9 protein-coding genes are annotated in these 13,663 nt (G+C 74.7%); 8 read left to right on the top strand and 1 reads right to left on the bottom strand.

Annotated elements, in window-relative coordinates; all coding sequences use genetic code 11:
* The first annotated feature begins 209 nt into the window (after positions 1 to 209).
* From ACFRCG_RS31885 to ACFRCG_RS31860, 6 genes are all read left to right on the top strand, one after another.
* Positions 210 to 2,165 carry a hypothetical protein gene (locus ACFRCG_RS31885; RefSeq protein ID WP_380037835.1) on the top strand — a complete coding sequence of 652 codons (1,956 nt, stop codon included), beginning with the start codon at positions 210 to 212 and terminating at the stop codon, positions 2,163 to 2,165.
* Entirely contained in the window at positions 2,162 to 3,133 is a 972-nt protein-coding gene (locus tag ACFRCG_RS31880) for a hypothetical protein (protein ID WP_380037833.1), read from the top strand. Before ACFRCG_RS31885 ends, ACFRCG_RS31880 begins: the two co-directional genes overlap by 4 nt.
* A gap of 3 nt (positions 3,134 to 3,136) precedes the next feature.
* Positions 3,137 to 4,966 (top strand): vWA domain-containing protein, encoded by a 1,830-nt coding sequence (locus ACFRCG_RS31875; RefSeq protein ID WP_380037831.1) that lies wholly within the window; start codon positions 3,137 to 3,139, stop codon positions 4,964 to 4,966.
* Positions 4,967 to 5,023: 57 nt separating this feature from the next.
* Positions 5,024 to 8,851: a VWA domain-containing protein gene (locus tag ACFRCG_RS31870; protein WP_380037829.1), complete on the top strand. Its 3,828-nt coding sequence runs from the start codon at positions 5,024 to 5,026 to the stop codon at positions 8,849 to 8,851.
* Between the two features lie 5 nt (positions 8,852 to 8,856).
* On the top strand, positions 8,857 to 9,654 hold the full coding sequence (locus tag ACFRCG_RS31865) for a PhzF family phenazine biosynthesis protein (RefSeq protein WP_380037827.1): 798 nt from the start codon (positions 8,857 to 8,859) through the stop codon (positions 9,652 to 9,654).
* A gap of 110 nt (positions 9,655 to 9,764) precedes the next feature.
* On the top strand, positions 9,765 to 10,217 hold the full coding sequence (locus tag ACFRCG_RS31860) for a VOC family protein (RefSeq protein ID WP_380037825.1): 453 nt from the start codon (positions 9,765 to 9,767) through the stop codon (positions 10,215 to 10,217).
* A 34-nt stretch (positions 10,218 to 10,251) separates the two neighbouring features.
* Here ACFRCG_RS31860 and ACFRCG_RS31855 read toward each other — a convergent pair whose 3' ends face one another.
* Entirely contained in the window at positions 10,252 to 11,163 is a 912-nt protein-coding gene (locus ACFRCG_RS31855) for a LysR family transcriptional regulator (protein ID WP_380037823.1), read from the bottom strand.
* A 128-nt stretch (positions 11,164 to 11,291) separates the two neighbouring features.
* Between ACFRCG_RS31855 and ACFRCG_RS31850 the strand changes: the two genes are divergently transcribed.
* Both ACFRCG_RS31850 and ACFRCG_RS31845 read left to right on the top strand, forming a co-directional pair.
* Positions 11,292 to 12,794 carry an MFS transporter gene (locus ACFRCG_RS31850; protein WP_380037821.1) on the top strand — a complete coding sequence of 501 codons (1,503 nt, stop codon included), beginning with the start codon at positions 11,292 to 11,294 and terminating at the stop codon, positions 12,792 to 12,794.
* Entirely contained in the window at positions 12,791 to 13,561 is a 771-nt protein-coding gene (locus ACFRCG_RS31845; RefSeq protein WP_380037819.1) for a siderophore-interacting protein, read from the top strand. The genes ACFRCG_RS31850 and ACFRCG_RS31845 overlap by 4 nt, the downstream gene beginning before the upstream one ends.
* The last annotated feature ends 102 nt before the right edge of the window (positions 13,562 to 13,663 follow it).

Raw genomic sequence — 13,663 nt, 5'->3', positions numbered from 1 at the left:
CACAACCCATGGGAAACGCTTCGAGTCGGCCACGCGCGGGACTACGATCGGCCACTGCGGGTAAGTGGTCGTCACCGCGTGCAGGGTTGTTCGCCGACCCGCGATGTCGACATACCCGGGGCTCCACGTCCGGTGAGGCGTGGCGGGGCGCTCCGGAGGGGACGAACGGGGGGATTCGTGCCGGGAGTTCAGCGACGGGGCGGTGACCGGTGAGCACGGCGTCGACGGGTCCGCGCGCGCCGGGCGATCGGGACACGCTCCCGGAGGTGGTGTGCCCCGTCTGCTGGGGGCCGGCTCCGGTCGTGGGCCCCTGCCGGACCTGCGCGTGGCCGCCGGCCGATCCCGGGCCCACCGCCTACCAGGACGCGGCGCGGGCCTTCGACCACGCGGCCGTGCTCCGGGTCGCGTCGGCGCGCGGGTCGACGGAGGTGCCCCACGCGCTGGCCGATCTGGTCAGATTCGGCCCGGTCGTCCCCGAGGCTGCGTCGGCCGTCGCCGCATCGGTCCCGGGAACCGGACGGGCCGCGGTGCTCACCCTGCTCACCGCGCTGACCGCCGGCGAACTGGACCTGCTGTTGTTCGTGGACATCGGGACCCGGTACCTGGCCGCACAGTGGGTGACGCTCGACGAACGCGGTTTCGTCGGCGCGCCCTCGGCGAACCGGACGCGCCACGACTGGCGCGAGGTGGTGCCCTGGCTGCCCGAGGACGACGCGGCCCGCGACCTGACCCTGGCCGGCGGGGTGGGCCGGCGGCCGGCCGTGGGCACGGCCGAGGCTCCCGAGGCGCTGGCTTCGCGGGCCCGGTCGACGCTGCGGGACAACTGGGCCGATCCGAGTGGTTGGCGCGCACTGCCGGGTGCCCCGTGGGAGCGGGCCTGGGCCCTGGTGCTGGTGGAACGCCGCCCGGAGTGGACCTGGTGTGCGCTCGCGGCCGAGGTGGTGCGGGAGCAGGTGCGCCCGGCCGCCGTGCTCGGCGGCGGCCCCCTCGACGACGAGAGCATCGAACTCCCCGCCCTGATCGAACTGTTGGCCCTCGACGTGCCCGCCCGCCACCCGCTGCACCTGGTCGGCGTCGACCCGGGAGCGGAGGACTCGGATCGAACAGTGCTCCTCGATCGAGGGGCGACGCCGGGTGCGGCCGACGGCCCCCCGCTCGCCGAGATCACCCTGGGCCTGCGCGGCGAAGGCCCGGACGGGCACGCCGTCGCGGTGGCCGTCGCCGACGTGGCCGACCCCGGCAGGTGGTCCGAACTGGAACGGGTCACCGTATTCGCGCCGCCCGGCGAAGTCCGCCTCACCGTGCGGATGATCGGGCCGGGACGGGTCGACGTCACCGCCTCCGGCGGGGCCGCCTGGGTGCTGGGTGCCGGCCGAACCGACCTTCGGTCGGCGGGGCCGCCGGCCGCCGCCGCGCTGCCCCGTCCCTTCTGGCAGCCGGCCCGGCCCACCGCCTACGACCTCCTCTGCGTGGTCGAGTTGGGCGGCACCCCCGAACAGACCTCGACGCGGCTCGACTTCGTCCGCGCGCTGCTCGCGAAGGCGGCTTGCGGGGATCGGTCGGCGTACTGGGGGCAGGCCGCCGTGCTCGGCTACGACGACCACCCCCGACCCCGGCGCAGCCGCCACGACCCGCTGCGCCGGGTCGACTTCGCCCCGCCCGACACGACCCGCGCGGCGATCGCCGACTGGGTCGGGACACCCGCGGTGGACCCGTACGCCGCACCCCTGGAGCGGGTGTGCGCACTGCTGCGCACGAGCACGCTCGGCCGGCGGGTGGATCGGCCCACCCTCGTGGTGACCGTCGGCCTGCGCGGCCCGCACCCCTACGTGCAGGGACTGGACCCGGCGCAGGCGTACGGCGGTGGCCGATGGGACGCGGACCTGGCCGCCCGACGGGCGGCCCGGCCGGGCGATCGGTACCTGCTGGTGACCGACGACCCCGGATATGCGGGCGCGGCGGACCCCCGGGTACACGATCGCACCCTGAAGGCGTGGCGACTGCTGGGCGCGGACGGGTGTTTCACGCTCGGCCGCACCACGCCCGCCGACCTGCTGCGATTCGGTCGCGCCGCGCTCACCGACACGACCGGTGCGCCGCTGCTGCTCGACGTGGTCACCAGAGCCTCGGCCGGCGAGTCGGATGGGAAAGGGGTGCGCCGATGACGCGGTCGTACGGTACCCGGGACGGGGAGCCGACCGGTGGCGCGGTCCTGGAGAAGCGGATAGCCCTGTGGGGCGCGCCGGAATCGGGTCGCACCACGTTCGTCGCGATGGTCCCCGAGGCCGCCGAGGAGCGCTCGCGCGCACTCGGGCACGGCGCCGGCCGAAACCACGTGCGCCGGTGGAAGGTGTTCGGAACGGACGACGCCACCCAGCGCTTCCTGCGGCACACCGACCAGGCGCTGCTGCACGAACACCGGTTCCCGGGCGAGCCCGACGGGAGCGTCGATACCGCCGAGCCGACGCGATACCGCTTCCTCTTCCGGCGCGACCCGCGCGTCGTGCCGCTGCACCGGCTCACCGACCACTGCCGATTCGTGGCCACGATCACCGAGTTGCCGGATCCGAGCACCCGGCGTGACGCGGTCAAGCAGGCCCTGGCCGACTGCACCGGCCTGATCGTGCTGTTCGACCCCACCGACGCGAGCGGCACGGGCGAGGACGCGGTACGCGCGCTGGACCGCACGCTCACCGAAGCCGCCGCCGACCTCCAGCCGCGCACCGACCCCCGCGGCCTGTTGCCCTTCGAACCGGCCGTGTGCGTCACCAAGATCGACGACATGGCGCTGTATCGGGAGGCCCGCCTGGGCGCCTGGGCCGAGTTGGGCCGCGACGGCCGGGTCCGGGTGCGCGACCCCGAGGCGTACTTCCGCCGGTTGTGCGAGCGCGACGGGCCGTGCCCGAACCCCGCCGCCACCGAACTGCCCGGCATCCTGGAGCGGCACTTCGGCCGGATCCGCTACTACGCCACCTCGGCGGCCGGCTTTCGTCGCTCCGCGGGCCGGATCGACCCGGAGAACTGCCGCAACGTCGAACCGCACGGCAACCGCCTCGACGGACCGCCCCACCCCCAGGGTGTGCTGGAACCCATTCTCGGCATGCGCGCGGTGCGCATCGCGAAGAGGGGATGACCGATGTCCCGAATCGCCCCGAACCCCCGCCGACCCCGGGCCCTTACCCGGCTCGTGGTTTCCGTACTGTCGCCGATCCTCGCGCTGTGCGCGGCCGCGTCCCCGGCACACGCCGTCGCCCGGGCCGACGGCGAGTCGCCCGCCGATTCGACCGCACGCCTGTTGGACGAGTTGGGCGTCGACGCCCAACCGGCCGACTTCTACATGGTGCTCGACGTGTCGACGTCGATGCGGGAGAACGGCGGCTACGACGAGGCGAAGACGGCGCTGCGCAACCTGTTGACCGCGATGCAGCCCCGGGACCGGATCTCGGTGATCCGATTCGGCGCGACCACCACCGTTTTTCGGCCACTGGACGCGGCGCCCCGGGGCGAGGCCGCGGTCTCCGCGTTCCTCGCCGGGTTGCCCAAGCCGAACGACGTGGAGAGCGACTTCGGCGCGGCCATGGTGTCGGTGTCCGGGATCGTCGCCGCGGCCCGGCCGTCGGCGGGCGGATATCGGCCGCCCACCGCGATCGTGGTGCTCACCGACGCCGATCTGTACGCGCCGAACAATCCGCGCTTCGCCGACGAATCGGCGCCGGGGTGGGAGGCGTTGCGGCAGGAGTACGCCAACGCGGTCGCCGAACGCGGCCCGATCGCCGCGTACGCGATGCCGCTCGGCGACAACGGGCGCGGGGTCAACCTGATCGCGAAGGTCCTGCCCAGGGCCGAGACGCTCAGCGGCTCGGTCGCCGAGCAGGCGGCCCGGGTGCGCGCCCTCGAACAGGACGCGCGCGTGCGCAAGGGGGTCGCGGTGGTGCAGGCGGACCGGGACGCGACGGTCCGGGCCCGGTTCGCCCCGGCGCCCGCACACCCGCGCGGTTCCCGCCCCACCGACGCCGACTGCGCCGGCGCCGAGCCGCCGGTCGACCCGATCGACCTGTCCGCCCGCGGCACGCTCTGCCTGACCCTGGTCTCCACGGCGCACCGCATCCGGTTGACCGTCGCCGACCTGCACACCGGCGATCCGGCGATCGATCGGGCGCTGCCGCGCGAGCCGATCATCCTGGAAGCCGGGGTGCCGCGATACTTCGCGATCGAGGTGCGGGCGCACGAGCGCACCCGCACCGACCTGTTCGCCCGATCGCGGACCTACACCGCGTCGACGACCGTGCAGGGCACCGTGACGGCCACCCGGGCCGCCGAGTTCGCCGACCTGCTGCGGGTGCCGGGCCCGTACGCCGCCGCCGGCCTGAGCGACGGCCGACTGGCCTACACGGGCCGGGTGCGCGGATCGGTCATGTGGTCGGTGTGGGCCCTCCTGGTGGCGGCGATGGCACTGGTCGCGGCGGGGGGAACGGCGGCGTGGCGCTGGTTCCCGGCCGGTGTGTACATCGAACTGAGCATGGAGGAGGACCGATCGGAGTTCCCCGAGAGCACGGCACACCCGGCCCTGGGAATGCGCCACCGCTGGACCCACGAGCACGATCCGGCGGCCGGCGCGATCACGTCCTTCCTGGCCCGGGGCCGCCGGCCGCGCTCCGGACGCGGTGTGACATTGACCGCGCGCCACGAGCGCGACGGGCGCGTGCACACGTCCCGGCGCCGGCTGGGCGTCGACGACGCCACCATGCTGTACGGCGTCCGCGCCCGGGTGTTGCGCCGACCGCCCGCACCGCGGCCCGGCGGCGCCGACCCGGAGTCGACCATCGCGGAGCCGGCTCCGATCGACGCCTCCGCGCAGAACAGCCGCTACTCGGGGATCACCCGGCCCGATCCCGGGGAACAACACACACCGGTAGCACCGGCAGGATTGATCCCCCCGACCCCGACCCCCCGGCCGCCTCGCTGACATCGTGTGCGGGTACCGGGCCCGACCTCGACCGGTATCCCGCACGGAAAGGTTCACGTGGACGCGACCGACCGACACGACCGCCCCCGCGAGACCGCGGGCACGTTGCGGGCGCATTGGGCCTGGTACCACGACGGCGCGGTGCCGGCGTGCAGCGCGGGACCCGAACGGCGGGAGCATTTCGAGCGGTTGGTGCGACCCACGCTGGACGAGTACGCGCCGCCCGGCTGGGTCGGGGTGACCGGCGCCGGGCGCGAGGACTCGTTCGTCGCGATGACGCTGCGCGATCCGGAAGGGGTGCGCTACTTCACCGCGCCCTACGCCGAGATCGCCGCCGCCGGCGCCACGTACACCGCACTGTGGCTGGCCTTTCGCGGCATCGACCTGCCCACCGACCGGGAACGGCCGCTCCGGGTACGGCTGCCCGGGCCGCCGCCGGCCGTCGGTCTGCACCCGGCCGACTTCGAATGGCTCGCGGGGGTCGCGGCGGCGGTCCTGGCCGGCCCCGTGGTGATCACCGGCGCCGACCGCCTGGACAGCCGGGCCCGGCTCGAACTCCTGGACCGGATCACCGCGTTGCTCCCGTACGGCTGCCGCGCCGGACTGCGCTTCGCCACCTCGCTCGGCCCCACCGGCCGACTGCGCCCCCGACTCGCCTTCGGCCGGGTGCCCACGCCGGGGACGGTCCGCGTCGCCTTGGACGGCGTGCCGGCCGTGCCCGACCTCCCCGCCGCCCGCGCCTACCTGGGCGAACTGACCATGCTGCGCCGCCGCATCGGGCTCGACCCGCTGGTGGCCGCGCTCGCGACGCTGCGCGAGGCGGGCACGCCGGTGGCCGGGGATCGCCTGCTCGGGCTGCTCGCCGAGGTGGGCGCCCGACGCGGACCGGGTGCGGGAGCGGGGGACGAGAGCGGGTCGAGCGTGCGGGTCGGGCCGGCCCCGGGGGCGGAACCGGGCCGTGAGGCCGCCCGGTTCGCCGCCGGCGACCGGGCCGGGCCGCGTTCGCGTGCGCCGGGCGTCGAGGCGCCTGCGGCATCGGCACGCCCGTCGCCGTCGCCGGCCCGCCCGGCGTCCCCGCCCCCGTCGCCCCCGTCGCCCCCGTCGCCACTGGAGCGGCTGCTCGGCGGCGACGTCGCGCTGGCCGCGCCGATCGCCGAGCGCTGGCGCGCGGAGGACGGCGACGAGGTGACCCGGGACATGGCCGCCGCGCTGCGCGCCCGCCCGGCGAGCCTGGCGCTGGGGTGGAATACGGCGGTGGCGGCGGGGCGCGGGGATCGGCTCGTGCACGTCCTGCTCGGCCCCGTGCCGCCGCTCCTGGCCGGTTCCACCCCGCCCGCCGGCCTCGACGCGCGGGCCCTGCGCGTGCCCGAACCCTCGGTCAACGGCGCGGGGAAGACCGACACCGACGTGGTCTCGCCGGAGGCCCTGGTCGCCGACCTGTGCCGACTGCTGGGGCCCACCCCGACCACCGAGGTGCCCGCGCTCTACGACGCGCTGTGGAACCACCCCGTGGTGCTGCGCCGCCTCCTGGACACCGCGGGCGCCGACCTGGGCGCGTGGTTGGAGGTGATCCGCCCGTGGGACGACCGGGCGCCGGAGTGGTTGGCGCCGTACGCACTGCTCGCGGGCGAGCGGTTGCGGGCCGCCGAGATCCCGCCCGCCGAGGCGGTGTTCACCCTGCGCGTGGCCGGACACACCGACACCGCCACGATCGCCGCGGTGCTGCACGACCTGTGGCCGACCCTGGTCCCGCTCACCGAGCGGCGCGCCGACCCCGCCGCGCGCGGACTGGCCGCGCTTTTGGAGAAGCCGCTGGGCTCCGGGGCTCCGGTCGCCGCGCGTGTGCGGGCGGACGTACTGCGGCTGGCGCTCGGCGGTGCGCCGACGGACGGACCCTACGTGGCGGCCGATCTGCTGGCGCTGCGGCACGAGTCGGTCGCCGAGGGGCGGTTCGCCGGGTGGATCGCGGCGCTGCTGCGCGCGGTGGCGGTCACCCCCGAGCTGCTCGGCGAACTGGTGCGCGCCGGCGATCCGGCGGTCACCGCCGCCGTCGCGGACGCGGTGCTCGCCGATGCCCGGCTCGCCGAGCTGCCCGGCCTGGACGACGCGTGGTGGGCGGCGATCGCCCGGGCCCGCCCGGAGTTGGCCGCGCGCGCCGCGAGCGGCTGGTTCCGCAACGCGCTGCGCGGGGTGGACGCGGTGGCGGCGGCCGGGGTGTGGGCGGGCGAGATCGTGGACGGCGCGGCCCGCCCGCGGCGCGACCTGTACGTGCACGAGGTCGGCCGCTGGTGGCACGCCGCGCCCGACCGTGAACGCGACCTGCTGCTGCCCAGCCTGGAACGGGAGTTGATCGTGCGCGGCGGTACCCCCACGCAGGCCCGGGAGGAGCTGCGCGCGATCCGGGTGTCGATCGCCGCGCACGCGTGGGGGCCGGAGGCCGCGGCGTCGATCGTCGAACGCGAGCAGGAGGAGTTCGAGACGTTCCGCCGCCACCTCAAGCAGTTGCGGACCGCGCTCAAGCACGGCGACGCGCTGCGGGTGCTGGCGATACCGGCGATCCTCGCGCTGATAGCCCTCCTGGCCGCGGTGCCGCCGGGTGGCGCCGCGGCCGTCGCGCGCCCCACGACCGCGAGGACCGAACCGCCCGACCCCTATGGCGCCGAGCGGCTGATCACCACCTTGGGCGCGGACCGGGAGCGGGTGAACTACGTGATCCTCGTGGACACCTCGGCCTCGATGCAGCGCACCGGGCGCTATGCCACGGCCAGGTCCGCGCTGACCGCGTTCCTGGCCCGGTTGTCCGCGCGCGACCGGGTCGCGCTGGTCACCTTCGACGGCGTGGCGACCGAGCACGGCAACGGCCTGGAGCCGGTCACCGACCCGGCGGCGATGGCCGCGCGCCTGCCCCCGCCGCGCCCGGGCGAGCCGGCCGACGGGATCCCGGCGGGCGGTGCGCCGCCGGTCGGGGCCGAGCAGCCGAGCGATGTGCACGCGGCGCTGGAGCGGGCGCTCGTGGTGTTGCGCACCTCCGCGCCGGATTCGGTCGACGGGGTCGTGCTGATCTCGGACGCGGCCCGCGACGCGGTGGGCCCGGACCTGCGCAAGGACTTCGACCGGCTCGGCGAGGAGGGCCGTGCGGTGTCCGGCTTCGCCGTCCCGCTGGCCAGCGACAGCAGTGCGGGGCCGGCCCTGCAACGGGTGTTGCCGAACACGCGGGTGTTGCGCGACGATCCGGCCGACCCGGGCGTCGCGCTGGCCCAGGTGCGGACCGGTCTGTACCTGCGGCACGCGGCCCGGTTCGTCGACGCGGATCGGGACAAGGGTGTGCAGGCGACCTGGCTGATGCCGCCGCCGGAGCAGCCGGACGCGGTGGACTGCCGTGCCTTCCGGCCGGTTCCGCCGGACCGGCGACTCGATCTGTCCTCGGGGCGCGAGATGTGCCTGCGCCTGGTGGCCGGCACCACCCGGGTGCCGCTCCAGGTGACCCGGTTGCGGGTGGACGGCGTGGGTGTGGTCGGCCTCAAGGACGGCGCGCCGCTGCTGGCTCCCGGGCAGCCGGTCTACTTCTCGGTCAATCTGGCCGCGCGTACGCACCGCACGGACGGCATGTGGGCGGACGCCGGTCACTACGACGCGCGGGCGCGCGTGGTGGGGGAGGTGCACAGCCCGCTGGCCGAGACGATCAAGGAGCAACTCCCGGACGCCCGGCTCGCGCCGCGCACGGACGTCGCGGGCGACGAACTGCTCTACCGGGGCGACGAGCGGGTGGACCTGAGCTGGTGGCCGTGGCTGCTCGCGGGCCTGGGCACGCTCGCCGTCGCCGGGGTGGCGTGGTTCGGATGGTCCTGGGTACGCCCGCGTGTTCGACGTCGTTGGGTACGGTGAACGGCATGCGCATTTACGTCGTGGACGCGTTCACCGACCGGCCGTTCCGAGGCAATCCGGCGGGGGTGTGCCTGCCCGACGCGGCACATGCCGACGACGTCGCCTGGATGCAGTCGGTGGCGGCCGAACTGGGCTACTCGGAGACCGCGTTCGCGGTGCCGGCCACGGGCGACGCGGCGGACTTCGGGCTGCGCTGGTTCACCCCGCAGACCGAGGTGGATCTGTGCGGGCACGCGACGCTGGCCACGGCGCACGTGTTGTTCGGGCAGGGGTCGGCGCCGACGTCGCGGATCCGCTTCGCCACCCGCAGCGGGGTGCTGACCGCGTCGCTCGACAGCGCCGGCGTGGTCCTGGACTTCCCGGCGCTGCCGCCGCGCGAGGTGCCGATCCCGACCGAACTGGGCCTGGCGCTCGGGGTGGAGCCGATCCTGGTGGCGGCCGGCGGTGACGACCTGCTGGTGGAGGTGGCGTCGGCGGCGGCGGTGCGTACGGTGGCGCCGGACCTGGCGACGCTGGCCACGCTGCCGTATCGGGCGGTGATCGTCACCGCCGCGGGGGAGGGGCGGGTCGACTTCGTCTCGCGGGTGTTCGCGCCCTCGGTCGGCGTCGCCGAGGACCCGGTCACCGGCTCGGCGCACTGCGTGCTCGGCCCCTACTGGGCCCCGCGCCTGGATCGCCGCCGGATGACCGGCGGGCAACTGTCCGCGCGCGGCGGCACGGTCGGGGTGGAACTGGTCGGCGACCGGGTCCGGCTGTCCGGCGCGGCGGTCACCGTACTCGAAGGCGACCTGATCACCGACTGAGCCGGGGCGACCGGGCCGCCCGAGACGGTGGTGGATCATTGCGCCCGTCGTTGCTAGCGTGCGGCCACCACTGGACCTGACGTACCGTCAGCAACCTCGGGAGTCGCGCCGTGTCCGACGCCGTCAGCTATACCCCGTCCCACCTCGGCGTGTGCGTCACCGACCTGGATCGGGCGCTGCGGTTCTACCGCGACGGCCTGGGCTTCGCCCCCGTGGCCCGCTACGACGTGGGCAACGAGGTGGCACACACCCTGGAGGTCGAGGGGGACGTACGCCTGGTCTCCCAACTGATCGCCAAGGAGGGCATGGTCGTCGAGCTGCTGTACTACGCCTCGCCCGAACCGCAGGGCGAACCGTCGCGGCGGCGCAACCACCTCGGCCTGACCCACCTGTCCTTCCTGGTCGAGGACGTGGACGCGGCCGCCGCCCGGTTGGTCGAACACGGCGGCACGCTGCTGACCGGGACCCGGGCGAGCCTGCCGAGCGAGACCGGATCGACCGAACTGGTGTTCCTGGCCGACCCGGACGGCACCCGGATCGAACTGATGCGCCTCGACGCCTGACCCGGCCGACCCCCGCGCGGCGCACCGCGCGCCGTCACGTCCTGCCCGCCGTCAACACATCGCGCACACACCCGCGCAACCACGCGTGCCCCGGATCGGCGTCGTGGCGCGGGTGCCAGGCCAACCCCATCGGCAGCGGCGGCAACGACAGCGGAACCTCGAACGTGCGCAACCCCCGCGCCTCGGTCAGATTGATCAACTGCGCCGCGACCAGGCCGACCAGGTCGCCTTCCAGCAGGATGAACAGCGAGGACGGGTAGGTCGGCACGGCGCCCACCACCCGCCGGGTGAGTCCGAGTTCGGCCAGCGCGGTGTCGACCGGACCGTGCAGCTTGCCGCGTCGGGACACGATCAGATGCTCGGCCGCGGCGAACCGCTCCGGCGTACACCGGCCGCGCAGCAGCGGGTGCCCCGCCCGGACGCAGCCGACCATACGATCGTCGAACAGGTGCTCGGTCAGCACCTCCGGCGCGGTGGCGTCGATCACGCCCACCTCCAGGTCGGCGATCCCGTCGCGGAGCGCCTGGGTGTCGGTGTGACTCTCCGCCAGGAACTTCAGCCGTACCCCCGGGGCCTCCCGCGCCGCGCGCGTGAACAGCTCCGCGGCGCACGCCGCGGTGAACGCGTCGTGCGACAGCACGGTGAAGGTTCGGGACATCGTCCGCAGGTCCACCTCGCCGGCCGCGGTGAACAACGTCCGGGCGCGCTCCAGCACCACCCGCACCTCGGATCGGATGGCCAGCGCGTGCGGCGTGGGAACCATCGTCCGCCCGGCCCGGACCAGGACCGGGTCGCCCAGCGCCTTGCGGATCCGGCCCAGTGTGCGGCTCATGGCCGGCTCGGACAGGTGCATCCGCTGCGCCGCGCCGGAGACGCTGCACTCCTCCAGGAGCGCGTCGAGCGCGGTGAGCAGGTTGAGGTCCATCCCGGATTGCGTCACACGCATCCTTTCCATGCGATACATGCATTGGAGTAAATCGGTGCCTCAGCCTACGGTGAAGGAGTCCGGACACGCAGTTCCCCGCACCACCCGTGCTTCCCTTCCTTCGCAGACAGTCAGTTCCTGGGGGACCCATGTCCACGCCCGTCCCGGGCACGTCGGCGCGGCGCGCCGACGGTGCCGAAACCGAACGCGCCGGCTCCTCGCGCGCCGTGCTGATCGCGATGTGCGCCTGTGTGCTGGTCGCGCAGAGCATGGTCGCCGCGATCAACCTGGCCATTCCGCAACTGGCCGCGTCCCGGCTGCATCCGTCCGCCGACAGCATCCTGTGGATCGTCGACGCGTACGTGATCGTCTTCGCCGGCCTGCTGATTCCCGCCGGCGCGCTCGGCGATCGCTACGGCCGCAAGGGCGCGCTGCTCGCCGGGCTCGGCGTGTTCGCCGCCGGGGCCGCGGTCGGCGCGCTCGCCACGAACTCCGCCACGCTGATCGCCGGTCGCGGCATCTCCGGCGCGGGCGCCGCGCTGATCATGCCCGCGACCATGTCCATCCTGATGCACGTCTTCCCGGCCGAACGCCGCCCGCAGGCGATGGCGTCCTGGACGCTCGCGGTCGGCCTGGGCGGCCTGCTCGGCAACGTCGGCGGCGGTCTGGTCCAGGAATACCTGCCCTGGCAGGGCCTGTTCTGGATCATGGTCCCGCTCGCCCTGGTGCTCGCCGCGGTCGTCCAGTGGGTCACGCCCCGCACCGAGACGCATCCGGCCGCGCTCGACCCGATCGGCGCCGCGCTGCTGATCGCCGGCCTGGTCGCGGTGTCGTACGGGATCATCGAGGGCCCGGAGTTCGGCTGGGGCTCCACGCACGTGATCGGCGGCTTCGCGCTGGGCGGCGTGCTCTTGCTCGGCTTCGTGCTGTACGCGCTGCGGGCGAGGAATCCGCTGCTCGACCCGCGCGTGTTCAAGTCCGCCAAGTTGCGGGCCGGCGTGCTCGGGATCGGCGCGAGCTTCTTCGGACTGTTCGCGCTGTTCTTCATCAACGCCCAGTACCTGCAATACGTCAAGGGCTACTCGGCCATGCGCACGGGCTTCGCGATCGTCCCGCTCACGGTCGGCATGGCGCTCGCGCCCAAGGTCGCGGTCAAGGCGCAACAACGCTTCGGCGCCCGGCCGTTGGTGGTGTTGGGCCTGGGCCTGATCGGGGTCGGGCTGTTGTGCGTGGCGACGGTGGACGCCCGCACCCCGTACGCGGTCTACGCCGCCTACCTGCTGATCCTGTCCGCGGGCATGGGACTGTGCGCGCCCGCGCTCTCCTTCGGCGTTGTCTCCGAACTGCCCAGGCACCAGGCGGGGTTGGGCTCCGGCCTGAACACCGCGGCGCGTGAGATCGGCGCCGCGCTCGGGGTCGCGGTGTTCGGCACCATCCTGGCCGTGCGGTTCGACGGTCAGCCGGCGGTGGAACTGTCCAGGGCCCGCGGCGCGGAACAGGCCCGCGTGGTGGACGCGTTCACCGACGCGATGTCGATGGGCCTGCTGGTGGTCGGCCTCCTGGTCCTGGTGGCCACCGCCGCGGTCGCGGTGGGCTATCGCGACCGGGCCGGAGCCTCGGGCGTCCGGGTGTCCTCCGGGAGCGCCGCATGAGCCCCGAGACGAGTCGGCGCCGGGGGCCGATGAACCGACTGCTCGACCGGGTGTTCCTGTCCGGCACGATCGTCGAGACCGAGCCGATCGCGGCCCGGATGCGCCGGATCCGGATCGAGGACGCGGGGTTGCGCGGGGTGGTCTGCCGGCCCGGCCAACAGGTCCGGGTGCATGTGAACGACGTGCTCTCGATGGCGGGTTGGCGCAAGGGGATGGGCAACCTGCTGCGCACCTACTCGGTGTGGGCCCACGACCCGACGGCCGGGACGCTGGATCTGTGCGTACTGGACCACGACGGCGGCCCGGGCCCGGGAGCCGCGTGGGGCCGGGCGGCGCGGTGCGGTGACCGGGTCCGGTTCGGCCGGCCCGAGGGCGGCTTCGTGTTGCGTCCCGACGCGCCGTACCACGTGTTCGTCGGCGAGGAGACCGCGTCGGTGGCACTGGGCGCGATGCTGGCGGCGGTGGGCTCCGGGGCGGATGTGTACGGGGTGATCGAGACCGCGGGCGCGGCCGATCGGCTGCCGATGCCACACGCCGAACGGCTCACCTGGCTCGAACGCGGCGACGCGTCGGCGGCGTCCTCGGCGACCCTGGCCGCGGCGGTCGGCCGACTGGCGCTGCCCGCGACGCCCGGGGTGGCGTATGTGGCGGGCGAGGCGAGGACGGTCAAGCTGGTTCGGGACCGCCTGGTCGCCGACCACGGCTGGGACCGCAGATCGGTGCTCACCAAGCCCTTCTGGTCGCCGGGACGCACCGGCATGGAGTAGCGGGCAGGGCGCGATCGGGCGCCGGGGGGGGCCGAGTAGGGGGGCACCGCGCCCCCCCCCCCCAACCCGCGGAGGGGCGCAAAAACGGGAGGCAAACCCCGG

It is taken from the genome of Embleya sp. NPDC056575, from assembly GCF_042793325.1.
Classification (GTDB): domain Bacteria; phylum Actinomycetota; class Actinomycetes; order Streptomycetales; family Streptomycetaceae; genus Embleya.
The sequence above is the reverse complement of the archived record's forward strand: the minus strand, read 5'-3'. Positions and strand labels throughout refer to the sequence as shown.